This window comes from Neptunitalea lumnitzerae (genome assembly GCF_027924185.1).
Lineage (GTDB): Bacteria > Bacteroidota > Bacteroidia > Flavobacteriales > Flavobacteriaceae > Neptunitalea > Neptunitalea lumnitzerae.
This window is the reverse complement of sequence record NZ_BRVO01000002.1, coordinates 806,268-832,328: the sequence shown is the minus strand read 5'-3', so window position 1 is coordinate 832,328 and position 26,061 is coordinate 806,268. Positions and strand designations below refer to the sequence as shown.

At 34.9% G+C, this 26,061-nt stretch carries 18 protein-coding genes; 14 read left to right on the top strand and 4 right to left on the bottom strand.

All coding sequences use genetic code 11. The annotated features are described in order from the left end of the window. Positions 1-20: 20 nt before the first annotated feature. Complete coding sequence (locus tag Y10_RS10875) at positions 21-449, bottom strand: DoxX family protein (protein ID WP_281765414.1); 429 nt, start codon at positions 447-449, stop codon at positions 21-23. 196 nt (positions 450-645) lie between these two features. Here Y10_RS10875 and Y10_RS10870 point away from each other — a divergent pair, with 196 nt between their 5' ends. Next, positions 646-2,184, top strand: a complete 1,539-nt coding sequence (locus Y10_RS10870) for a YifB family Mg chelatase-like AAA ATPase (protein WP_281765413.1) — start codon at positions 646-648, stop codon at positions 2,182-2,184. Positions 2,185-2,378: 194 nt separating this feature from the next. On the opposite strand, the gene Y10_RS10865 is transcribed toward Y10_RS10870, so the two are convergent. Then, a complete protein-coding gene (locus Y10_RS10865) occupies positions 2,379-3,719 on the bottom strand; it encodes an aldehyde dehydrogenase (protein WP_281765412.1) in 1,341 nt (446 codons plus the stop codon). A gap of 349 nt (positions 3,720-4,068) precedes the next feature. Between Y10_RS10865 and ilvD the strand changes: the two genes are divergently transcribed. The 9 genes from ilvD (at position 4,069) to Y10_RS10820 (ending at position 17,832) form a co-directional block, all read left to right on the top strand. Then, the gene (gene ilvD / locus Y10_RS10860) at positions 4,069-5,745 is read left to right on the top strand and encodes a dihydroxy-acid dehydratase (protein WP_281765411.1); all 1,677 of its coding nucleotides are present in this window, start codon (positions 4,069-4,071) and stop codon (positions 5,743-5,745) included. Between the two features lie 15 nt (positions 5,746-5,760). Then, entirely contained in the window at positions 5,761-7,494 is a 1,734-nt protein-coding gene (gene ilvB, locus Y10_RS10855) for a biosynthetic-type acetolactate synthase large subunit (protein ID WP_281765410.1), read from the top strand. Between the two features lie 5 nt (positions 7,495-7,499). Next, a complete protein-coding gene (ilvN, locus tag Y10_RS10850) occupies positions 7,500-8,027 on the top strand; it encodes an acetolactate synthase small subunit (RefSeq protein ID WP_281765409.1) in 528 nt (175 codons plus the stop codon). 35 nt (positions 8,028-8,062) lie between these two features. Beyond that, complete coding sequence (gene ilvC, locus Y10_RS10845) at positions 8,063-9,535, top strand: ketol-acid reductoisomerase (RefSeq protein WP_281765408.1); 1,473 nt, start codon at positions 8,063-8,065, stop codon at positions 9,533-9,535. A gap of 178 nt (positions 9,536-9,713) precedes the next feature. Next, entirely contained in the window at positions 9,714-10,976 is a 1,263-nt protein-coding gene (gene ilvA, locus Y10_RS10840) for a threonine ammonia-lyase IlvA (protein WP_281765407.1), read from the top strand. Between the two features lie 100 nt (positions 10,977-11,076). After that, positions 11,077-12,654: an NADP-dependent glyceraldehyde-3-phosphate dehydrogenase gene (locus tag Y10_RS10835; protein ID WP_281765406.1), complete on the top strand. Its 1,578-nt coding sequence runs from the start codon at positions 11,077-11,079 to the stop codon at positions 12,652-12,654. 131 nt (positions 12,655-12,785) lie between these two features. After that, on the top strand, positions 12,786-13,901 hold the full coding sequence (locus Y10_RS10830) for a mechanosensitive ion channel family protein (protein WP_281765405.1): 1,116 nt from the start codon (positions 12,786-12,788) through the stop codon (positions 13,899-13,901). Positions 13,902-13,991: 90 nt separating this feature from the next. Then, complete coding sequence (locus Y10_RS10825) at positions 13,992-14,591, top strand: N-acetylmuramoyl-L-alanine amidase family protein (RefSeq protein WP_281765404.1); 600 nt, start codon at positions 13,992-13,994, stop codon at positions 14,589-14,591. 841 nt (positions 14,592-15,432) lie between these two features. Then, positions 15,433-17,832: a glycoside hydrolase family 127 protein gene (locus Y10_RS10820; protein WP_281765403.1), complete on the top strand. Its 2,400-nt coding sequence runs from the start codon at positions 15,433-15,435 to the stop codon at positions 17,830-17,832. A gap of 70 nt (positions 17,833-17,902) precedes the next feature. On the opposite strand, the gene Y10_RS10815 is transcribed toward Y10_RS10820, so the two are convergent. Both Y10_RS10815 and Y10_RS10810 read right to left on the bottom strand, forming a co-directional pair. Further along, complete coding sequence (locus Y10_RS10815; protein ID WP_281765402.1) at positions 17,903-19,528, bottom strand: M1 family metallopeptidase; 1,626 nt, start codon at positions 19,526-19,528, stop codon at positions 17,903-17,905. 24 nt (positions 19,529-19,552) lie between these two features. Further along, on the bottom strand, positions 19,553-21,181 hold the full coding sequence (locus Y10_RS10810; RefSeq protein ID WP_281765401.1) for an acyl-CoA carboxylase subunit beta: 1,629 nt from the start codon (positions 21,179-21,181) through the stop codon (positions 19,553-19,555). Between the two features lie 241 nt (positions 21,182-21,422). Between Y10_RS10810 and Y10_RS10805 the strand changes: the two genes are divergently transcribed. The 4 genes from Y10_RS10805 (at position 21,423) to Y10_RS10790 (ending at position 26,000) form a co-directional block, all read left to right on the top strand. After that, the gene (locus Y10_RS10805; protein WP_281765703.1) at positions 21,423-21,599 is read left to right on the top strand and encodes a CAL67264 family membrane protein; all 177 of its coding nucleotides are present in this window, start codon (positions 21,423-21,425) and stop codon (positions 21,597-21,599) included. A 36-nt stretch (positions 21,600-21,635) separates the two neighbouring features. Continuing rightward, positions 21,636-23,327 carry an energy-dependent translational throttle protein EttA gene (ettA, locus tag Y10_RS10800; RefSeq protein ID WP_281765400.1) on the top strand — a complete coding sequence of 564 codons (1,692 nt, stop codon included), beginning with the start codon at positions 21,636-21,638 and terminating at the stop codon, positions 23,325-23,327. 146 nt (positions 23,328-23,473) lie between these two features. Beyond that, positions 23,474-24,649: a C1 family peptidase gene (locus Y10_RS10795; protein WP_281765399.1), complete on the top strand. Its 1,176-nt coding sequence runs from the start codon at positions 23,474-23,476 to the stop codon at positions 24,647-24,649. A gap of 220 nt (positions 24,650-24,869) precedes the next feature. Continuing rightward, on the top strand, positions 24,870-26,000 hold the full coding sequence (locus Y10_RS10790) for a linear amide C-N hydrolase (protein ID WP_281765398.1): 1,131 nt from the start codon (positions 24,870-24,872) through the stop codon (positions 25,998-26,000). Positions 26,001-26,061 lie beyond the last annotated feature (61 nt).

The following is a 26,061-nucleotide window of genomic DNA, read 5'->3' as shown; positions in this document are numbered from 1 at the left end:
ACATATATAGAAAAGCCGAATCATTGATTCGGCTTTTTTTGTGTCAATATTTTTAAGGCTCCGGTACTCCATAATGCCCAAAGAATTAAAACCGGCTGAAAGAATAACCGAATCAATCTAGCCTTGTCTGTATCTAACCCAAAGGCATCGGTATGGTTTACATATTGGGCTATGTTACCAGGAAATATAAGCACGTAGAAAATAGCTAAAGCTATACCTACATATACTTTCTTTTTATAGTAAAATACCATGGCACCACCTAATAATAATTCGGCAATACCTGAGGCTATAACTACAAAGTCTTTAGAAAGCGGTACCCAATCTGGTACCTGAGCTTGAAACTCTTCCCGTTGAAAAGTCATGTGACCTATGGCGGCAAGTACCATAAGGCCTCCTAGTAGTATTCTGAATATGTTCTGTGTTGTTGACGTTTTGGAGTATGCTTTCATAGTTTTTAATTTAAATCGTGTACGATATAAATGTAAGAAGATTTTTCGACAAATACTAATACCTTACGTTTACAGCGATAGTTTACGTATTACCGTAAGTATAGATGCGGGAATCCCTTTATTTTTACTTGATAAATATGATTATAGATGCTTTGTAGGTTTACCTGCAAGGTGGGTTATTTTAAATATACATAGAATGCTTATAAAGGTTTTTGGGAGTGCTGTATTTGGGGTAGAAGCTACTACTATTACTGTAGAAGTAGATATTAATAAAGGCATTGGGTACCACTTGGTAGGATTACCAGATAATGCGATTAAAGAAAGTAATTACCGTATTGCAGCGGCACTGCAAAATAACAGCTATAAAATACCAGGAAAGAAGATAACCATTAACATGGCACCTGCCGATTTACGGAAGGAAGGGTCTGCCTATGACCTTACTCTAGCAATGGGAATACTGGCAGCAAGCAACCAAATTAAATTAAAACATTCGGTAGAGGATTACCTGATTATGGGAGAACTTTCTTTAGACGGTAGTGTACAACCCATTACGGGAGCACTTCCAATTGCTATTAAAGCTCGACAAGAAGGGGTTAAAGGCTTTATATTACCCATAGCCAATGCAAAAGAAGCTGCTATTGTAAATGATTTAGAGGTATACGGAGTAAGTAATATTACAGAAGTAATTGAATTTTTTGAGGGAACTACAACCTTACAACCTACCATTATTAATACCCGTGAGCAGTTTTACAAAAACCTTGATTTTCCCGAATTTGATTTTGCAGATGTAAAAGGGCAGGAGAGTATTAAACGCTGTATGGAAATTGCCGCTGCGGGTGGACATAATATTATTTTAATAGGTCCACCAGGTTCTGGTAAAACCATGTTAGCCAAGCGGCTTCCTAGTATATTGCCGCCTATGACCTTACATGAGGCATTAGAAACTACCAAAATACATAGTGTAGTAGGTAAGGTAAAAGATATTGGTTTGCTAAGTCAACGTCCGTTTAGGGCACCACACCATACCATATCAGATGTAGCCCTAGTAGGTGGTGGTACATATCCGCAACCGGGAGAAATATCACTGTCACACAATGGGGTATTGTTTTTAGATGAGTTGCCAGAATTTAAACGGTCGGTATTAGAAGTTATGCGCCAACCTTTGGAAGATAGAGAGGTAACCATTTCCCGAGCTAAATTCACAGTCACTTATCCATCTTCTTTTATGTTGGTAGCTAGTATGAACCCGAGTCCGGGAGGTTATTTTAACGACCCAGATGCGCCAGTGTCTTCATCACCTGCAGAAATGCAACGGTATTTAGGTAAAATATCGGGGCCGTTGTTAGACCGTATCGACATTCATATTGAGGTAACCCCTGTACCGTTTGAAAAACTATCGTCTACAGACAAAGCCGAAAGTAGTGTAGCTATTAGAGAACGGGTGATGAAAGCAAGAGAACTACAAACCCAACGGTTTGAAGAGCTACCCAACATACATTACAATGCGCAAATGAATACCAAGCAAATACGAGCCTATTGTGCACTAGACGATGCCTCTTTAGACTTGTTAAAAAATGCCATGCAGCGGTTGAATTTATCGGCCAGAGCGTACGATCGTATTTTAAAAGTAGCACGTACCATTGCCGATTTAGATACTTCGGAAGCTGTTTTAGGTCATCATATTAGTGAAGCTATTCAGTACCGTAGTTTAGATAGAGATGGTTGGTTGGGGTAGGTATGATATTAATAATGTAGAGTATTTAGAAATTAAAAATACGTCAGTTCGAGTGATTTTGTGTAGAGAATCGAAGCAAAATTGTATCGAGAACTACACTTTAGTTTCAAGCCCTATTCTCGATACAAAAATAGTATCCTATTTTTACTCGAATTGACGGTCTTGAAGTTAATAGATCAAAAAATGTAGCAGGTTTAGTTAATAAATCGATACAATAACTTTATAAGTTTAGTTTTCTTTTTATATGGGGCATAGCGTAGCGGGTTTTCAAGCTTACTACGTTTCACGATAGCTTTAGAATGACTAAACGTATCAAAGGAGTATTTTCCGTGGTATTTGCCAATTCCACTGTTCCCTATACCACCAAAAGGCAATTGGTTGTTAACTAAATGCACTAGGGTGTCGTTAATACAACCTCCTCCAAAAGCATAATTTTCTATAATAGCATTGGTAAATTCTTTGTTGTTAGCAAATACATATAAGGCTAAAGAATGCTCGTACTTTTTTAGAATAGTATCTAAATCCTTCTCATAGGTATAACTAATAATAGGCAGTATGGGGCCAAATATTTCCTCACTCATTACAGCACTTTGTAAAGATGGATTGTCAACCACCGTTGGGGCTATATATAAAGAAGTTTCATTGCTTGTACCTCCATGGGAGATTTTAGTACCTTCAAGGTAACCTATCAAACGCTGAAAGTGTTTCTTATTAATAATTTTACCGTAGTCAGTATTTTCTTCTGGGTTTTCCCCATATAAATCTTTAATAGCACTTATCAGGTACTGTGTAAATTGTTGCTTTACACTTTCATGAACTAATACAAAATCGGGGGCCACACAGGTTTGTCCGGTATTTACAAATTTACCCCAGGCTATTCGTTTTGCTGCTACTTTTAAAGAAGCCGACTCGTGAACAATACAAGGGCTTTTACCGCCAAGCTCTAAAGTAACCGGAGTTAAATTTTTTGCAGCTGCTTGGTAAATCTCTTTACCTATAGCAGTGCTACCTGTATAGAAAATATAGTCCCATTGCTGTTTAAGAAGTTCTTTAGCCAGAAGTGGGCCACCTTCAATAACAGTGACAAACTTAATATCAAATACCTTGGTAAGTATATCTTTTATTACTGCCCCAGTATTGGGTGCCATTTCAGAAGGTTTTAAAACAACGCTATTCCCTGCAGCAACAGCACCAATAAGAGGAGCCAGTGTAAGTTGAAATGGATAGTTCCAAGGGGCAAAAATTAAAACACGTCCATAAGGGTGTTGGTAAATATATTCTTTAGCCGGAAAATTAAGCATACTACCCGGTATACGTTTCGGTACAGCCCAACCTCTTAAATGTTTAATCGTATGTCTTAATTCAGCTAAAACAAATTGTGTTTCGGTAAGCATACTTTCAAAAGTTGGCTTTCCTAAGTCTTTTGCAAGTGCTTCGCAAATCTCTTTTTCTTGTTTTTTAATTTGGGTTTTTAGCTTTTTTAAAAGTGCAACACGCACAGCTACAGAAGGATATGTTTTATTTAGTGTAGACACAATTTTTTAGTTGAATTAGTAGCTTAAGTTAAAAATAATTTTTAATATTGATAATACATGAAGAACAATAAAAGAAACGTCATCCGAATTAGCATTATTATTCCAAAAATGGAGTGATGCAGTTTGGTATTGGATATAATGAAAAGCCTGCATCTATAACAAGATTGCAGGCTTTTTTTTGCTCTTGGATGTAATTGAAAAAAATGATTTAAATCACTGATTTTCAATATTTTAATAAAATAATTTGTAATTTGGATTTAAACAGCTTTGCGTTTATAGGAAGATGCAAGAAAGGAAACCTAATAAATTTGATATAACTTAGAAATAATTCAAAGATTTAACATAAATAATGAGTTTAAACAAATATAGTAAGATAGTTACTCAGAACGATACATTACCGGCTGCCCAAGCCATGTTACATGCGCTGGGGTTAACCGATGAAGATTTACAAAAACCTTTTGTAGGAATTGCCAGTACGGGGTATGAAGGAAACCCGTGTAATGTACATTTGAACAAATTAGCGGTAGATGTAAAAAAAGGAGTAGAGTCTACCAATTTAGTAAGCCTTATTTTTAATACCATTGGTGTTAGTGATGGTATTTCTAATGGTACTCCTGGTATGCGTTTCTCATTACCATCAAGAGATATTATTGCCGACTCTATTGAAACCGTAGTAGAAGCTATGAGTTATGACGGTTTGGTAACCGTAGTGGGATGTGATAAAAATATGCCGGGTGCATTAATGGCGCAATTACGTTTAAACAGGCCTTCTATTTTAGTGTATGGAGGTACTATTGCTCCTGGATGTCATAATAACAAGAAACTTGATATTATCTCTGCTTTTGAAGCATACGGACAAAAAGTAGCAGGTACTATAGACCAAAAAGAGTTTAAAGAAGTAATTCACAAAGCTTGCCCTGGTGCGGGTGCTTGTGGGGGTATGTATACTGCTAATACAATGGCATCGGCTATTGAGGCTATGGGAATGTCCATGCCTTTTAATTCTTCTATACCAGCAGAAAACGCTAAAAAAGGTGCCGATTGTGAAGCAGCAGGAGCGGCTTTACTACACCTTTTAAAAGAAGATATTAAACCAAGAGATATTGTTACTAAAAAGTCATTAGAAAATGCTTTTAGATTGGTAACCGTATTAGGAGGTTCTACCAATGCCGTACTACACTTTATGGCTATAGCTCATGCTGCTGAAGTAGATTTTACTCTAGAAGATATTACTAGAATTAGTGAGACTACCCCTTTCTTGGCAGACCTTAAACCTAGTGGTAAGTTTGTTATGGAAGATTTACATAAAGTAGGTGGGGTGCCTGCAGTACTTAAATACATGCTTAAACAAGGGATGTTGCATGGAGACTGTATGACGGTTACTGGAAAAACCATTGCAGAAAATCTATTGGACGCTCCTGATTTAATAGAAGGACAAGAGATTATTAAAACAGTAGACCAGCCAATTAAAGAGACTGGACACATTCGTGTGCTATACGGTAACCTTGCCACAGAAGGCGCAGTAGCAAAAATAACCGGGAAAGAAGGATTAGCTTTTACCGGAAAAGCCAAAGTTTTTAATAGTGAGGTAGCGGTAAATGAAGGTATTAAAAACGGAAAAGTAGAAAAAGGAGATGTAGTAGTTATTAGATATGAAGGACCTAAAGGTGCACCAGGTATGCCAGAGATGTTAAAACCAACATCGGCTATTATGGGAGCTGGTTTAGGAAAAGATGTAGCTTTAATTACCGATGGTAGATTTTCAGGAGGTTCTCACGGTTTTGTTGTGGGGCATGTATCGCCAGAGGCGCAAGTAGGTGGTGGTATTGCTTTGGTACAAGATGGAGATATTATAACCATTGATGCTGTTAAAAATACTATTAACATGGAAGTTAGTGAGGAAGAACTAGCAAAACGAAAAGCGAACTGGGTGCAACCAGAGTTAAAAATAAAAACTGGTAGTTTATATAAATATGCAAGAACGGTATCGTCTGCAGCGCAAGGCTGTGTTACCGATATATTTTAATTTGTAGTTTGATTTATGGAAACAAAAACAATGAAAAGCGAAACCACAAATACGCAAAAGAAAATAAAGATTACTGGATCGGAAGCGGTAATCCATTGTTTGTTGGCTGAAGGGGTACATACTGTTTACGGTTATCCCGGAGGTGCTATTATGCCTGTATATGATGAATTATTTAAATTTCAGGAGGAGTTACATCATGTTTTAACCAGACATGAACAAGGAGCTATACACGCTGCTCAAGGCTTTGCCAGAGTTAGTGGTAAAGTAGGGGTCGCATTCGCAACTTCTGGTCCAGGAGCAACAAATTTGGTTACAGGGTTAGCAGATGCTCAGATAGATTCTAATCCGGTGGTATGTATTACCGGGCAAGTCGCTAGCCCGTTATTGGGTTCTGATGCTTTTCAGGAAACTGATATCGTGGGTATTTCTACGCCAATTACCAAATGGAATTGCCAAATTACAGATGCGAATGATATACCTAGTGTTTTAGCAAAAGCTTTTTATATAGCAAGATCGGGTAGACCAGGTCCTGTATTAATTGATATTACAAAAGATGCTCAATTTCAACAATTTGAGTTTGAATATAAAAAATGCACTGCTATACGTAGTTACAAACCAGTACCTACTATTGAGCCTGCAAAATTAGAAGAAGCTGCCAAGATAATTAATAGTGCTAAAAAGCCTATGATTGTTTTTGGACAAGGAATTTTACTTGGGAATGCAGAAGCCGAGTTGAAAGCGTTTATTGAAAAATCTGGTATTCCTGCAGCTTGGACCGTGTTAGGATTATCTGCATTAGATTCAGACCATCCATTAAATGTTGGTATGGTGGGTATGCATGGTAATTATGCACCTAATTTATTAACTAATGAGTGTGATGTGCTTATTGCATTAGGGATGCGTTTTGATGATAGAGTTACTGGAGATTTATCGCGCTATGCGAAACAAGCTAAAGTACTTCACTTTGAAATAGACCCAGCGGAAATAGATAAAAATGTAAAGGCAGATGTAGCTGTATTAGGAAATGTAAAAGATACATTGTCTCAAATAATGCCTTTAATTGAAGAAAAGCAATACCCAGATTGGTTTGCAGAATTCAAAAGGTTATATGATATCGAATTTGAAAAAGTGATTCAGCCTGAAATGGAGCCTACCAAAGAGGGGCTAACTATGGCAGAGGTAATTAATCAGATTAATAAAGAATCGGGGAACGAGGCTATTGTAGTATCAGATGTTGGGCAACACCAAATGTTTGCCTGTAGGTATGCTAAATTTAAAAAGTCTAAAAGCAATGTAACCTCCGGTGGTTTAGGTACTATGGGGTTTGCGTTGCCAGCAGCTATGGGAGCTGCCATGGGAGCACCAGATAGACCCGTAGTAGCTATAGCAGGTGATGGTGGTTATCAAATGACTATTCAAGAGTTAGGTACCATTTACCAAACACAAATACCAGTGAAAATAGTGGTATTAAATAATGAGTTTTTAGGAATGGTACGTCAATGGCAACAACTGTTTTTTGATAAACGATATGCTTCTACAGAAATGATTAATCCTGATTTTGTAAAGATTGCTGAAGGATATCATATTCCAGCTAAAAAAGTAACGAAAAGAGAAGATTTGGCTTCGGCTATTCATGAAATGATGGCTACAGACGGAGCTTATTTTCTAGAAGTAGTAGTAGAAAAAGAAGATAATGTATTCCCTATGATTCCAACCGGATCTAGTGTATCAGAATGTAGATTAAGCTAAAAGTAATGGAAGAAAAATTTTATACCATCACCGTATATACCGAAAACAGTGTAGGATTGTTAAACCGTGTTTCGGGCATCTTTTTAAAAAGGCATATTAATATAGAAAGTATCAATGCTTCTGTTAGTGAAATTCAAGGGGTTCATAAGTACGTTGTTTTAGTGAAAACCACAGAAGATTGGGTGCGTAAAATTACCGGACAATTAGAAAAGCAAGTAGAGGTTATTAAAGCTTTTTACCATACCGATGATGAAATTATTTATCAAGAATCGGCTTTATTTAAAATCAAGTCTGATTTGTTATTTGATGAACGTCAAATTCAGAACATCATAAAAGATAGCAATTCGCAAATTGTAACGGTATCTAGAAACTTTTTTGTGATAGCTAAAACAGGAAGAAGACATGAGATAGAAGAATTGTATGATGAATTAGAGCCTTATGGTATTATGCAATTTGTACGTTCGGGTCGTATTTCAGTATCTAAAGAGAGTATGGAGATATCAAATATCTTAAAGGAATTTCAAGAGAATTAAAACTAATTAACTATAAAACTAAGAACTAAGTAGCAATGGAAAATTATTTCAATACACTATCATTACGAGAAAAATTAAATCAATTAGGAGTGTGTGAATTCATGGATATTTCTGAATTCAGTGATGGTGTAGCGGCCTTAGCCGGAAAAAAAGTGGTTATCGTAGGATGCGGTGCACAAGGATTAAATCAGGGGTTGAATATGAGAGATAGCGGTCTAGATGTATCCTATGCATTAAGACAAGCTGCTATTGATGAAAAAAGAGCTTCTTATACAAATGCAACTGAAAATGGTTTTACTGTAGGTACGTATGAAGATTTAATTCCTACGGCTGATTTAGTTTGTAATTTAACACCAGATAAGCAACATACCAATGTAGTTTCTGCAGTAATGCCATTGATGAAAGAAGGGGCAACCTTATCTTATTCTCATGGTTTTAACATTGTAGAAGAAGGAATGCAAATAAGAAAAGATTTAACCGTAATTATGGTGGCTCCTAAAAGCCCGGGTTCAGAGGTTAGAGAAGAATATAAAAGAGGTTTTGGAGTACCAACGTTAATTGCGGTACACCCAGAGAATGATCCACAAGGGAAAGGTTTAGCAGAAGCTAAAGCATACGCAGCAGCTACAGGCGGACATAAAGCAGGGGTTTTACGTTCTTCATTTGTAGCAGAAGTGAAATCTGATTTAATGGGAGAACAAACCATTTTATGTGGATTACTACAAACAGGATCTATCTTATCTTTTGATAAAATGGTAGAACAAGGGATAGAACCAGGTTATGCTGCTAAATTAGTGCAATACGGGTGGGAAACTATTACAGAGGCCTTAAAGCATGGTGGTATTACCAATATGATGGACAGACTTTCTAACCCTGCAAAAATTGAAGCGTTTAAATTAACTGAAGAGTTAAAAGAAATAATGCGTCCGTTGTTTCAAAAACACATGGATGATATTATGAGTGGTCATTTCTCTAAAACCATGATGGAAGATTGGGCTAATGACGACGTTAACTTGTTAACCTGGAGAAAGGCTACAGGGGAAACTGCTTTTGAGAAAACAGCTATAACTACCGATGAGATTACCGAGCAAGAATACTTTGATAAAGGTATTTTAATGGTGGCTTTTGTAAAGTCTGGAGTAGAGTTAGCGTTTGAAACAATGACAGAAGCTGGTATTATAGAAGAATCTGCTTATTATGAATCGTTACACGAAACACCATTAATAGCTAATACCATAGCGCGTAAGAAGTTGTTTGAAATGAACCGTGTAATTTCAGATACAGCAGAATACGGATGTTATTTATTTGATCATGTATGTAAGCCGTTATTGAAAGACTTTATGGAGAAAATTGATACCGACGTAATTGGAGGTACTTTTGAGGCTGGTGATAATGGAGTAGATAATAAAGAATTAATAGCTGTAAACGATGCTATAAGAAATCATCCTATAGAAGAAGTAGGAGCTTGGTTAAGAGCTTCTATGACAGCGATGAAAAAAATTATTTAGTTGGGATAAAAAAGCTGTCTGAAGCTAATGCTATGCGACAAAGTTAGTAACGGACAGCTTTTTTTGTATTGTTAAGTTTCAAAATCGTATCTTCATACACCTGAAACCTACCTTTGATGGTAGCGATACTTTTTTATGAATTTAACCATAATTCTAACTAAAAAGATTTTTTGTAGTAATGCACACCAATACAGTATATTTTCCAACTTTAGAGGCTATAAAAAAAGCCGCCACTACACTAGAAGGTGTAGCAGCCAAAACCCCATTAGATAAAAACTTAAGACTATCTAAAGAATATCAAGCTGAGATATATTTAAAAAGAGAAGACCTCCAAATTGTACGCTCGTACAAAATTAGAGGCGCTTATAATAAAATTCAAAGCTTAACAGCTATCCAAAAGGCAAACGGAATTGTTTGTGCCAGTGCAGGTAACCATGCACAGGGAGTTGCTTATTCTTGCAAGGAATTAGAAATTCACGGAACCATATTTATGCCTGCACCAACCCCTAAACAAAAGGTAGAGCAGGTTGCTATGTTTGGTGAAAATTTTGTGGAGATTGTTTTAATAGGTGATACCTATGACGATTCTTACAAAGCTGCCATTCAACAATGTACTGAGCAAAAAAAGACTTTTGTTCATCCGTTTGATGATGAGAAAGTAATTGAAGGGCAAGGAACCGTAGGCTTAGAATTGATAGATCAATTAGTAGAACCACTAGATTATTTATTTGTGCCTGTAGGTGGAGGCGGATTATCTGCTGGGGTATCTTCTGTGTTTAAGCAGTTATCACCAAAAACTAAAGTGATAGGCGTAGAACCATTAGGGGCACCGTCAATGCTAACATCTATAACAAACAATGTGAATACGGAGTTAGAAACTGTAGACAAGTTTGTAGATGGAGCTTCTGTGAAAAGAGTAGGAGACTTAACTTTTGCCATATGTAAAGAGAACTTGTATAAAATGGTAACGGTACCCGAAGGTAAAGTTTGTCAAACCATTCTGGAGATGTACAATAAAGATGCTGTAGTGGTAGAACCTGCTGGGGCTTTAAGTATATCGGTTTTAGACTTTTTTAAAGAGGAAATAAAAGGGAAGCGTGTTGCTTGTATTGTAAGTGGAAGTAATAACGATATTACCAGAACACCAGAGATAAAAGAAAAGGCATTGTTGTATGCCAATTTAAAGCATTATTTTATTGTAAGATTCCCGCAACGTGCAGGAGCTTTGAAAGAGTTTGTTGCTGAAATTTTAGGGCCTGATGACGATATTACGTATTTTGAATATTCTAAAAAAATAAACAGAGAAAACGGACCAGCAGTAGTGGGTATAGAATTGAAAAGTGAAAGTGATTTAAAACCTCTGGTAGAACGCATGAAAGCCCGTAAATTTTATGGTGATTATTTAAATAATAACCCCGATTTGTTTGAGTTTTTAATTTAAAATTCCTTTTTGTTAAATTTATATAAATCCTATAAAAACAGCTTTTTTATAGGCGTAGAAATTAATAAATTTACAATTATAACTACTAAAAAATATAATTTTGGAAATACCTGAACAATTTCAAATTAATGAACCTCTTCATTACTCAAATTACCTTATAAATGGAGAGTTAAAAAAATGGGAAGGAGAAACCGCAGAGGTATATTCAACTATTTCAAGTACTGAAGAATACAAACCTACTTTAGTAGGAAGTGTACCAAACATGGATGCAGAAAGTGCAAAGGAAGTGCTGTTGGCTGCATGCGATGCTTATGGTAAAGGTAAAGGAGCTTGGCCAACCATGAAGGTATCTGATAGGATAGCTTGTATGGAAAAGTTTGTTGAGCAAATGAAAACTAAGCGCGATGAAGTAGTTAAGTTATTAATGTGGGAAATAGGTAAAAATTTACCTGACTCAGAAAAGGAATTTGATAGAACCGTAGAGTACATTTACGATACTATTGAAGATTATAAACAACTAGATAGAGATAGCGCTAAGTTTTTAAAGCGTGATGGTGTGTATGCGCACATTAGAAGAGGACCTTTAGGAATTGTATTATGTTTAGGACCATATAATTATCCTTTAAATGAAACATTTGCCTTATTAATTCCAGCTTTAATTATGGGGAATACGGCAATTTTTAAACCAGCTAAGCATGGTGTTTTACTTATTACACCTTTAATGGAAGCTTTTAAAAACAGTTTTCCACGTGGTGTTGTAAACATTATTTTTGGTAGAGGTAGAGAAGTAGCTGCCCCTATTATGCAAAGTGGTAGAATAGATGTTTTAGCATTAATTGGTAATAGTAAATCTGCTATAGCACTTCAAGATCAGCACCCTAATAAAAACCGTCTACGTTTGGTATTAGGATTGGAAGCTAAGAATCCGGCAATTATTCTACCAGATGCCGATTTAGATTTAGCAGTAGAAGAGTGTATTAACGGTACGTTATCTTTTAATGGTCAGCGCTGTACGGCCTTAAAAATGATTTATGTACATGAAGATATTAGAGAAGAGTTTAACAAACGTTTTTCTGCTAAAGTAGATGCATTGAAGTTTGGTAATCCTTGGGAAGCTGGAGTTAAATTAACGCCTTTACCAGAGCCAGATAAGCCTGCTTATATTAAAGAATTAATAGATGATGCACTTGAAAAAGGAGCAAAAATATTAAATAAAAAAGGAGGAGAAATTTCTGATAATTATATTTATCCTGCTGTTTTATACCCTGTAAACGAGGAGATGCGCGTGTATCAAGAAGAGCAATTTGGACCTGTGATACCAGTAAAATTATTTAATGATATTGATCAGATTCTAGATGAGTTAGCACTTTCTAATTATGGTCAACAAGTTAGTTTATTCGGAAAAGATGTCTATGAACTTTCTCCGTTAATAGATACTTTGGTAAATCTTGTTTGTAGAGTAAACTTGAACAGTTCTTGCCAAAGAGGACCAGATGTGTTCCCATTTACTGGTAGAAAAGACTCTGCAGTAAGTACCTTGAGTGTTCACGATGCGTTACGTTCGTTCTCTATAAGAACTTTTGTAGCTACTAAAGATACTCCTAATAATAAAGAAATTCTTGAAAAACTACTTGAAACAAAAGTCTCTAATTTTATTAGTACAGACTATATTTTATAATATTGTTCATTAGTTTTAAAATGCCACCTAAACCCTATGTATTATTGAAGTTTTAGGTGGCATTTAACTTTTTATTAAATACTTCTCTAAAGCATTTTTAGTAATTTCAATTTTCCTCTAAAACACTAAAAATGAAAATACTAAATTTAATATCATTACAAAAGCTAAATTTTGGTCTATCTTCTAAAGATTATGAATGGGTACCGTATTTAACTGGTTTTGCTATTACTTTTTTAATTCTTCTAGCTATTATATTTATAGCTAATAAAATAATCCAAAGAGTAACTAAACACTCCGATAGTTTTGTAACAGGAAAATTACTTAGCAGTATTAAAGTTCCTGTTGTTTTATTGATTGGGGTCATAGCGTTATGGGTTCCGTTATCGTATGTGGAGATACCTCAAACACTAGAAGAATCTGCAAAAAAAATATTAAGTATTTTAATGATAGCTATTTTCAGTTGGATGGCTATTAGTGCAGTAAAATTGATAAAGTATTTTGTACTTAAAAAATATGATTTAAAGCAAAAAGACAATCTTAAAGCTAGAAAAATATATACCCAGTTTAGAATTATTGAGCGTGTGTTAATTTTTATTATTTTAATTATTGGGGTAGCGCTTGCTTTAATGACGTTTAGTGAGATTAAAAAAATAGGATTAAGTTTAATTACTTCGGCAGGTATAGGAGGTATTATAATAGGTTTAGCTGCCCAAAAGGTTTTAGGGGGTATTTTAGCCGGAATTCAAATAGCTATAAGTCAGCCCATAAGAATAGATGATGTAGTTGTAGTTGAAGGAGAGTGGGGGAGAATAGAGGAAATAAATCTTACCTATGTGGTAGTGAATATATGGGATGAGAGAAGATTAGTACTGCCTACAACTTATTTTATAGAAAAGCCATTTCAGAACTGGACTAGAACAACCTCTCAGTTGTTAGGTACCGTATTTATATATACCGATTATAATGTGCCATTTGATGAATTTAGAAAAGAATTAACTAGAGTTTTAAAATCTACCGATTTATGGGATGGTAGAGTAAATGTTTTACAGGTAACCGAGGCAAAAGAGGGATCTGTTGAGATGAGGGCGTTAATGAGCGCTGTAGATTCGCCAACAGCTTGGGATTTAAGAGTATATGTAAGAGAACAGCTAATTAAATTTTTACAAAGCAATTATCCTAAGAGTTTACCTAGATCTAGAATTGAAATAAATGGAAAAATAGACGATTTGAAAGATATAAAAGTGTAACTCATCTAATTTAATATACGTTTAAAAGAAAATATAAATTCTTTAGATACTATATCAATACATTTGATATTACAAAATCAAATGCTCCAGATGAAGAAAATTTTACGTATTTCAATCTTTCCCTTTCTTGTATTGTTAGTTGCTTTTAACATGAAAAGTGTAAAGCCAAAAGTAATTGTAATAGATGCAGCCCACGGAGGGCAAGATTCAGGATCTGTTTACAATGATATTATTGAGAAAGATATTGTTTTAGATGTTTCTAAGTATTTAGTAGGGATGAATTCTCAAGAGGTTAAATTTATTCCTTTAAGAACAGACGATAGCTATATTCCTTTAAACGAAAGACTACTTAAAATAGATAGTATTAACCCTGATATGGTTATATCTTTACATATACGTTTAGATGCTAATGAGGAAGAAATGGGAGTTGAAGCTTTTGTGGTAGAAAATACTTTCTACGAAAAATCAAAGCACTTAGCTTCAGATATACTAAATTCTCTAACTCAAGAGTTTATTCAAACAAATAAGGAAATTTCAACTTCTGATGAATATCTTGTTACTAAAGTAAATAAGAGTCCTTGTGTATTATTAGAGTTAGGTAATATATCTAATGAAAATGATAGAGAATTACTAAACAATAAAGAAGAGCAAAAAGATATTGCAACCGCAATTTATAAGGCTGTAAAATAAGAAATAAGACTATTAATAGTTGATGAAAAGGTAGCATTTTGTGCTACCTTTTTTAATTTATGCTGTTTCGTCACCCTGAACTTATTTCAGGGTCTCATTTGAGTGATTTTTTATCACCATAAAGTGAGAAGTTAGCACAGACTATTCTGTACTTGCGAGTTAGTTGTGAGATTCTGAATCAAGTTCAGAATGACGATTGTTGGTGTTGGGTTGATGAAACTTGCGTCACCCTGAACTCAATTCAGGTTCTCATCTGAGTAATTTTTATCGCTATTAAGTGGGGAGTTAGAATAGGCTATTTGTATTTACGAGCTACTAATGAGATTCTGAATCAAGTTCAGAATGACGTGTATTGATTGTGTGTTGATGAAACTTCCGTCACCCTTAATTCAATTCAGGTTCTCATCTGAGTAATTTTTATCACTATTAAGTGGGATAGCTGGCACAGACTATTTTGTACTTCCGAGTTAGTTGTGAGATTCTGAATGAAGTTCAGAATGACGATGGTTGATGTTGGGTTGATGAAACTTCCGTCACCCTTAATTCAATTCAGGGTCTCATCAGAGTTAGTTTTATCACTATTAAGTGGGGAGTTTGCACAGACTATTTTGTATTTGCGAGGTAGTTGTGAGATTCTGAATCAAGTTCAGAATGACGCGCATAAGGGTATTATATTAATAAGTGTAAATTTTACACATATTTATTTGATTAAAGATAAAAAAAACCGAAATTGTACTCGTTTTTAAAATGGTAAAATAACAGGTGTTAAAATAACTTATTGATGTTTTTTATAGACGCAATTTGTTAGTTTGTTAATAAGCCATAACGTAAATAAGTACAAATGTTTAGAATAAAATACATTGCTGTTTTTACTTCGGTGTTGCTTACTTTCAGTTCATGTGAAGAAAAGAAAATAGTTTCAGCAGATTTGACCGAAGAAAGTCCTTTAACTTATTTTGATTTAAAGGATGTTAGTCTTTTAGAGAGTCCATTTAAACATGCTCAAGATTTAGATAAAAAATACCTTTTAGCTTTAGAGGCTGATAAACTTTTAGCTCCCTTTTTACGAGAAGCCGGTTTAACACCAAAAGCAGAGAGTTATCCTAACTGGGAGAACACCGGACTTGATGGTCATATTGGTGGGCACTATTTATCTGCATTGTCTTTAATGTATGCAGCTACTGGAGATAAGGAGATAAAGGAACGTTTAGATTATATGATTGCTGAATTGAAAAAATGTCAAGAAGCAAACGGTAATGGTTATATAGGTGGGGTTCCTGATGGAAAAACCATTTGGAAAGAAATTAAGGAGGGCAATATAAGAGCAGGAGGCTTTAGCCTTAATGATAAATGGGTTCCTTTATATAATATTCATAAAACGTTTTCAGGTTTACGTGATGTCTATGTATACACAGGTAGTAAAGATGCTAAAGAAATGCTTGTAGCCATGACAGATTGGGCTATAGATTTAGTAGCTAATTTAACAGACGAGCAAATTCAGGAAATGTTAATTAGTGAACATGGTGGTTTAAATGAAGCTTTTGCAGATGTTGCTGATATGACGGGTGATGTAAAGTACATGAAACTGGCTAAGCAGTTCTCTCATAAAGAAGTATTAGACCCTTTATTAGATCATGAAGATAAATTAACAGGAATGCATGCAAACACTCAAATACCAAAAGTGATAGGTTTTGAGCGTATTGCCCAAATTAATAATAATAAAAAATGGGCTAGTGCCGCTTCCTTTTTTTGGGATGATGTGGTAAATGAGCGTTCAGTGGTTATTGGTGGTAATAGTGCATATGAGCATTTTCATCCGAAAGATAATTTTTCTAAAATGATTCAGGGCACTCAGGGACCTGAAACTTGCAATACGTATAACATGCTTAAATTAACCAAGATGTTATATGAAGATACCGGGAATGAAAGTTACATAGCCTATTATGAAAAAGCACTATATAATCACATACTTTCTACTCAAAACCCTGAAACTGGAGGATTAGTTTACTTTACTCAAATGCGACCAGGGCATTACAGAGTGTACTCTCAGGTAGAAACTAGTTTCTGGTGCTGTGTTGGTTCTGGTATAGAAAACCATGGTAAATACGGAGAAATGGTATATGCCCATACCAATCAATCTTTATTGGTTAATTTGTTTATTCCATCTTCTGTAATTTGGCATGAAAAGGGGGTAGAGTTAGTACAAGTAAATAATTTCCCTACTGAAGCCGCAACTCATTTTAAAATAAAGGCAAAGGCTAAAACCAATTTTACATTACGTTTAAGATTACCGGCATGGACTTATGGAGGTGCAAGTTTAACCATTAATGGAGAAGAATATAAAGATTTTGATGCGAACGCTCCGTACATTAATATAGAACGTGAGTGGAATGATGGTGATGAGATAACTTATAATTTACCAATGTCTTTAAGTACAGAACAATTAAAAGATGGTTCTAACTATTATTCATTCTTATATGGGCCAATTGTTCTAGCAGCCAAAACTTCTACCGATAATCAAGATGGTTTATTTGCAGATGCTAGTAGAGGAGGGCATATAGCCTCTGGCGAAATAGTATCTTTAAAAGAAATTCCTACTGTTGTAGGTAATCCTGATTCCTTAGTAAATCAAATTACAAAAGAAGATACAGAAGATTTACGTTTTAAAATAGGTGGATTGTACCATACAGAAGCATTTACTGATAGTTTAGAATTAGAACCGTTTTATGCATTGCATGAATCTAGATATATGATTTATTTTCCGCAGGCTACTAAGGATGGTTTAAAAGCGATGCAGGAAAAAATGGAAAAAGAAGAAGCAGCTGCTAGGGTTTTAGAAGAGAAATCATCTGACGTAGTGTATTGTGGAGAGCAGCAACCAGAATCTGACCATAGTATAGAGCAAAAGGATACTTGGACGGGTTATGACTATGAAAGTCATTGGAGAGAAGGCGGAGGATATTTTTCTTATAACATGAGAAATAATGAATCTATGGCGAAGTATTTGTACATAGACTATTTGGATATAGATAAGCTAAGAGCTTGTGAGTTTTATGTTGGTGGTGTAAAAGTGGGCGAGTTAAAATCGAATGGAGAGGCTGATAAACCTTTGAATACGGTAGTTTTTGACTTACCCGAAGAAGTGCAGCAAATGAAAGATTTTAGAGTAGAAATTAAAGCAATTGACAATTTGTGGATGCCTAAGATAGTAGAGGTAAGAATACTGAAAGAAAGTCTATAAGTTATTATAGTTATAATTTGTTTGTTTTAGAAAAGGGATAGTTTTTTGGTGAAACTATCCCTTTTTGCCTTTATAATATTTGTGTTTTAATATAGAAATGATCTGTATCTACTTTGATATTTTTTAGTTTACTTTTCTTTAGTTTTTTCCAATCATTGGTAGCTTGTAGCATTTCTGTTTTACCATTGTTAGTGATTTTAAAGGGCATACTAAAATTTGGTACTGCTGTTTCCCATCTGTACATTACATGTTTCCCATCTTGCTTTAATTGTAACACAGGTATTGTAGTGTATCTTAAATACTGATCAAAAACAGGTTTTAATGTTAAGCCAGAAGCTTCTTCAAAATAAGACACTACTTGTTCTGTAGTAACCGTTTGGTGTTTAAAGTGTAGGGTATAATCCTTTAAAATTTTCCACCATTTTTCATCATCATTAATAATATGTCTTAAGGTGTTTACTAGCATAGCCCCTTTATTGTACATATCTCCGCTACCTTCTTTATTTACACCATAATCTCCAATTACCGGACGATCGTTTTGTATGCTAAGTTTCATACCGTTTAAGTAGGTCTGTGCTTTTTCATATCCCCATCTACACTCTATATATACGGCTTCACTATACGTAGTAAACCCTTCATGAATCCACATATCTGCAATATCTTTAGCGGTAATGCTATTTCCATACCATTCATGACCTGTTTCATGAATAATAATAAAGTCCCACAGCAAACCAACTCCTGTTCTAGATAGGTCGTTACCTAAATATCCTTTTAGGTACTTATTTCCGTAAGCAACAGCACTTTGATGTTCCATTCCTAAATGCGGTGTTTCTACTAACTTATAGCTATCTTCTTTAAACGGATACGTACCAAACTTTTCTTGAAAGCAATCCATCATTGGTTTAACCTCTTCAAAATGAACTTTTGCTTTTTCAAGGTTTTCCTTTAATACATAGAAATCCATATCAAGTCCTTTGTAATTTTCTCCAAAGTGCGTGTAATCTCCTATGTTTAAGGCTACGTCGTAATTGTTTATAGGGTTGGTAACAGCCCAATGCCATTTGGTATACTCTTCATCTACAGGTACACTCCCCATAAGTCTACCGTTAGAAACATCCATTAAGGTATTAGGTACTGTTACAAAAATATCCATACCATTGTTTGGCTCATCAGATTGATGGTCTTTATTAGGCCACCATAAACTAGCACCAGCACCTTGACAAGCAGTGGCTATCCACGGTAATCCGCTTTCACTTTTGGTAAAAACAAAGCCTCCATCCCAAGGAGCATGTTTAGCTATTGTAGGGTTACCAGAGTAATAAAATTGAATACTTGTAACTTCTTTTTCTAAAGGCTGTGGAAAATGAATAAACACTGCATCAAATTCACGGGTATACTTTAAAGGTTTTCCATCAAAAATAATGGAGTCTACATTCATATTGGCATATAAATCTATTTGTATATCCGTTAATTCTTCATTAGGAACAAAGCCTATGATATTAGACCCGCTAATGTATTTTTTTTCAGGTTCTACTTTTACATCTAGTGTATAATGCAAAACATCAAAGTTTCGTTCTTTTCGTAAACTTCCTCTAAGGGTATCAGCTTTTGTATACTTTTCTTTTTCTTGTAATAGCTGTGCATTGGCAGAAATCCCTACCAGTATAAGTACACCTGCAATAACTTTTTGAATCATATAAATTAATTAGAATATAAAATATTAAACTTGAAGTACACCCATATTAAATCTTTTTTCAATAGGCGCTTGGTTAGCAGCTTCTATCCCCATAGAAATCCATTTTCTTGTATCTAGTGGGTCAATAATAGCATCGGTCCATAAACGTGCGGCTGCATAATAAGGGGACACTTGCGCATCGTATTTAGACTTAATTTTAGCAAATAATTCTTCTTCTTTTGCTTGGTCTAAAACTTCTCCTTTCTTTTTTAACGAAGCCTTTTCTATTTGCATTAATACTTTAGCAGCAGAGTTACCACTCATTACTGCAAGTTCTGCACTGGGCCATGCAGCAATAAGTCTTGGGTCATAGGCTTTACCACACATAGCATAGTTTCCTGCTCCATAAGAATTTCCCATTACTATGGTAAATTTTGGTACTACAGAGTTAGCCACTGCATTTACCATTTTAGCACCATCTTTAATAATACCACCATGTTCACTTTTGCTACCTACCATAAAACCAGTAACATCTTGTAAAAACACCAATGGTATTTTCTTTTGGTTACAATTAGCTATAAATCGGGTAGCTTTATCTGCGGCGTCTGAATATATTACACCTCCAAATTGCATTTCTCCTTGCTTTGTTTTAACCAGTTTTCGGTTGTTGGCAACTATACCAACCGCCCATCCGTCAATACGCGCATAACAAGTAATAATGGTTTTTCCGTAGCCTTCTTTGTATTCTTCATATTCAGAACCGTCAACCAATCGTTTAATAATCTCCTTTGTATCGTACTGGTCGGTTCTAGATTTTGGCAGTATTCCGTAAATGTCGGCTTGGTTTTCAGTGGGAGCCGCAGGTTTAATTCTGTTATACCCTGCAACTTCCGGATCACCAATTTTACCAACAATTTTCTTGATGGTATCTAAGGCTTCCTTATCATCTTTCATCTTATAGTCGGTCACTCCACTTATTTCACAATGTGTAGTAGCACCTCCCAAAGTTTCATTATCAATAGACTCTCCTATAGCGGCTTTTACTAAATAACTACCTGCTAAAAAGATACTTCCGGTTTTATCTACAATTAAAGCTTCATCGCTCATAATTGGTAAATAAGCACCGCCTGCAACACAACTACCCATTACTGCAGCAATTTGGGTAATACCCATACTACTCATTTGAGCATTGTTTCTAAAAATTCTACCAAAGTGCTCTTTATCAGGAAAAATTTCATCTTGCATTGGTAAATATACACCAGCACTATCTACAAGATAGATAATAGGTAACTTGTTTTCCATGGCAATCTCCTGAGCTCTCAGATTCTTTTTACCGGTTATAGGGAACCAAGCGCCTGCTTTTACGGTGGCATCATTAGCTACAACAATAACTTGTTTACCGCTTACATACCCAATTTTTACAACAACCCCACCACTTGGGCATCCACCATGTTCTTCATACATGCCATCACCAGCTAAGGCACCAATTTCTATAGAGTGGGTATCGGTGTCTAATAAATAATCAATACGCTCTCTAGCAGTAAGTTTACCTTCCGAGTGTAATTTTTCGATTCGTTTTTCACCGCCACCTTTATATATTCTTGATAGTTTATGTTTTAAACTAGAAACGAGTAGTTTGTTATGATCCTCATTTTTATTGAAGTTTATATCCATGTTGAATACTGATTTTTAAAAACTTACCAATGAAAAATTGTAAATTCTATTAAATTTTATGGTAAGTTTTGCTAAAATACAAAAAGCTTTATAATACTATTACCATAAAATTCTTTGAAAATTGCGATATTTGCAATCTGATAAAATGTCAAAAGAAGAATTTTTTAGTTTTTAACTTAAAAAGTTGCTTTTATAAAACGACAAGATAAGCCTAATTTTTACTTAGAATTTAAGAATTATGATGAATAAGAATACAGTGTTGGCGTATGCCACCATAATAATGATTATAGTAGGACTACTTTTAATTGGTCTTGGAGCTTTTAGATACAACGAAGTAGCCGGATGGGGATTTGCATCGGTAGGAATTGGATTTTTTGCTATAGCATGGGTTTTTAATGCCTTAAAAGGTAGAGTTTAGTATATTTAGTAATTAATAATCAATTTATAACAATCAATGTCAGACGATAAGAAGGTTATATTTTCCATGAACAAGGTAAGTAAGACTTACCAAAGTACAGGAAAACAAGTTTTAAAAGATATTTATTTAAGTTTCTTCTACGGAGCTAAGATTGGGATTCTTGGTTTAAACGGATCGGGTAAATCTACGTTATTAAAGATTATTGCCGGTCTAGAAAAGAATTTTCAAGGAGATGTTGTTTTTGCTCCTGGTTATACCGTGGGCTACCTAGCTCAGGAACCGCAATTAGATGAAGAAAAAACGGTTATTGAAATTGTAAAGGAAGGGGTTGCAGAAACCGTTCAGGTTTTAGAAGAGTATAACAAGATTAATGATATGTTTGGCTTGGAAGAGGTATACTCAAATCCGGATAAGATGGATGAGTTAATGGCCAAACAAGCTGAACTACAAGATAAGATTGATGCTACTAATGCTTGGGAATTAGATACCAAGTTAGAAATTGCTATGGATGCATTGCGTACGCCAGACCCAGAAACACCAATTAAGGTATTGTCTGGAGGGGAAAGAAGACGTGTAGCATTGTGTAGACTGTTATTGAAACAACCAGATGTATTATTATTAGATGAGCCTACCAACCACTTAGATGCAGAATCTGTACTGTGGTTAGAGCAACATTTACAGCAATATGCGGGTACTGTTATAGCAGTAACGCACGACCGTTATTTCTTAGATAACGTAGCTGGTTGGATTTTAGAGTTAGATAGAGGAGAGGGAATTCCTTGGAAAGGAAATTATTCTTCTTGGTTAGACCAAAAAGCAAAACGTTTAGCACAAGAGCAAAAGCAAGCATCTAAGCGTCAGAAAACTTTAGAACGTGAGTTGGAATGGGTACGTATGGCACCAAAAGGGCGCCAAGCGAAACAAAAAGCACGTTTGAAGAACTATGATAAATTGATGAATGAAGATCAAAAGCAATTAGATGACAAACTGGAGATTTACATTCCTAACGGACCTCGTTTGGGTACCAATGTAATTGATGCAGAAGGTGTTTCGAAAGCTTTTGGTGATAAGTTACTATATGAAGATTTAAAGTTTACCTTGCCACAAGCAGGTATTGTGGGTATTGTAGGACCTAATGGTGCTGGTAAAACTACTATCTTCCGTATGATTATGGGAGAGGAAACACCTGATAAAGGAACTTTTACTGTAGGAGATACTGCTAAAATAGCTTACGTAGACCAGTCACATAAAGATATTGATCCGGAAAAATCTATTTGGGAGAATTTCTGTGATGGTCAGGAATTAATAATGATGGGTGGCCGTCAGGTAAATTCAAGAGCTTATTTAAGTAGGTTTAATTTTTCGGGTAGTGAACAAAATAAAAAGGTGGCTACATTATCTGGAGGAGAACGTAATAGACTGCATTTAGCAATGACCTTGAGAGAAGAGGGGAATGTATTGTTACTAGATGAGCCTACCAACGATTTAGATGTGAATACGCTGCGAGCTTTAGAAGAAGGTTTAGAAAACTTTGCGGGTTGTGCGGTGGTTATTTCTCACGACCGTTGGTTTTTAGATAGAATATGTACACATATTTTAGCTTTTGAAGGCGATTCACAAGTATATTTCTTTGAGGGTAGTTTCTCTGAATATGAAGAAAATAAGAAAAAACGATTAGGAGATATAACTCCTAAACGTATTAAATACAAAAAATTGATTAGAGATTAATCTCTACATATTAATAAGGTTTTAAATAAGGCTGAAGTAATACGTATTACTTCAGCCTTATTTTTTTAACAAAACTTAAAGGATTTTAACAATTCCTTTTTCAAATCATAATGAGTAAATTAGCAGGATATTTTTAAATCAGAATTATGAAAAAAATAGTAATGACGTTTGCCTTAGCTGGTTTTATTGGCTTTTCGGCACATGCACAGGATGATTTGATTGCTTCCTTAAAGGATAACCAGAGTTTAAGCGCTACAGCAGGATTTGAGTTTACCCCGATTATAAACTTAGAAAGAACTTCTGTGAAAAATCAGGGAAGTAGTGGTACTTGTTGGAGTTATTCAGGAAACTCGTTTTTAGAGTCTGAAATGATTAGAGAAGGGAAAGAGCCTGTAGATATTGCTGAAATTTATACCGCTAGATGTACCTATATAGAGAAAGCTAAAAATTATGTACGTATGCATGGAAACCTTGGATGGGGAGACGGCGGTGCGTTGCATGATGTAATAAATATGTACGATACCTATGGTGCGTTACCACAAGAAGTGTATAATGGATTGAATTATGGTACCGATATTAATAGATTTGGTGAGATGCAAGCGGCTCTTAAAGGAATGCTAGATGGTGTTATTCAAAATAAAAACCGTCAATTAACACCAAATTGGATTAAAGCTTTTACAGCTGTATTGGATAGCTATTTAGGTGAAGTACCTGAAAATTTTGAATATAAAGGTAAGACTTACACACCAAAAAGTTTCGCAGATGAGGTTATAGGGTTAAAAGCTGATAATTATTTAGAATTAACTTGTATTCCTAATGAGCCATTATATGAAGAAGTATTTTTTCCGGTACCAGACAACTGGAGTTTTGATTATGCTTACAACGTACAAATGGATGACTTAACAGCTACTATTGATAATGCTTTAGAAAATGGGTATACAGTAGGTTGGGCTACTGATGTTAGTGAGAAATATTTTAGCTGGAAAAACGGTGTAGCTTATGTACCAGAAATGGATTATAAGTATATGACAGCAGAAGAAAAAGACAATATGTTTAATGGTCCACAACCGGAAGCTGAAATTACTCCAGAAATGCGTCAAGAAGCATTTGATAACTATACTACTACAGATGATCATGGTATGCAAATTGTAGGTTTAGCTAAGGACCAAAATGGTAAAGAATACTACATAGTAAAAAACTCATGGGGAGAATCTAATGATTACATGGGGTATTTATTTGTAACTAAGAACTTTGTGAAGTACAAAACCACTGCTTTATTGGTAAACAAAAAAGCAATTCCTAAAAAGATTTATAAGAGTTAATTTTTATATTTAACGAACATGAAAGCCGCTTTATAGCGGCTTTTTTGTTTTTAAAAAAGTAGTTGAAAAATGGATTTATGCGCTTTTAATTGTATTAGAAGTAAGAAAATACCATTTTTTACGTATTTTTTTAGTGTTTTGATAAAGTAATTTTGGTGTATATCAATGATTTAGCCCCCTCTAAATCTTATGAATTAATAACTTAAATAATTTATTTGTTATGTGTACCAGTATTACAATCAACAGTAAAGATGGAAATACCATCGTAGGCCGTACCATGGAGTACGCTAAATTTCTAAACTCTGAAGTGTTTTTTCGTCCGAAGGGATACCAATACGTACAGGATAAGCTTCTCTTGATAGAGAAGTTTCTACAACTTGGGCTTCCTATAGATGATTTGGAGTCAATAGATGTTAAAAAATTACATACATGGGAAGGCTTATATTCATTTATAGGAATGAACTCTTTTAAAATAGATTTTGCTGCTAACGGAATGAATAGTGAAGGACTTGTTACAGGAGATATGGTGCTCACTGTAGCTGAGTACCAAGATGGAAAAGAAGCTTCTGATAATAGCGTGCTATGGTACCCTTATTTGACTAATTGGATTTTAAGCACATGTAGTAGTGTTGAAGATGTGAAAAATAAGTTACCTGAAATAGTAGTAACAAACCCCATAAATGAATTTACAAAAGATAATCCTGGTTTTTTGATGCATTTCCCAGTGAATGACGCTCAAGGGAATGCTATCGTTATTGAGTTTACAGATGGGAAATTACAAATTCATGACAATAGTGATATTGGAGTTTTAACCAACGACCCAGTATTTCCTTGGCAGAAACTAAACTTAAATAATTATTCAAATATTACTCCTTTTAATCAGCCTGCCCGCGAAGGTGCTCGTTTTTCTGTTAGTTGTCCTTCTCAAGGTACTGGATTTAGTGGCTTGCCTGCAAATTCTACTCCGGTAAGCAGATTTGTGAGAGCTGCTATGATGGTAAATTATGCGTATGAACCAGAAACTACAGAAGAGTCGGTTAATTTAGCAGTACATGTATTAAATACTATTGATATTCCTTTTGGAACTATTAGAGAAGGAATCGATGCAAATCCGCTAAGTGAAGATTCAGATTTAACCCAATGGCTTACTATTTCAGATACCCAAAATTTAAAGTACTATATACGAATGTATGGATCACCTTCCTTTTTTGTAGTTGATTTTAAGGAGGTATTAGAGTCTTACGTGGATAATCTATCTTCTTTAGCTAATATTAAGATAGCTATTCCAACAAAGGAAAACTTTGCCATTGATTTAACTAAAAGTGTATCAGTTCCAGAACCGGCACTATAGTCTTGCTATAATTTATAATAGAAAAGATCCTTCTAAATTATCTAGAAGGATCTTTTTTTTT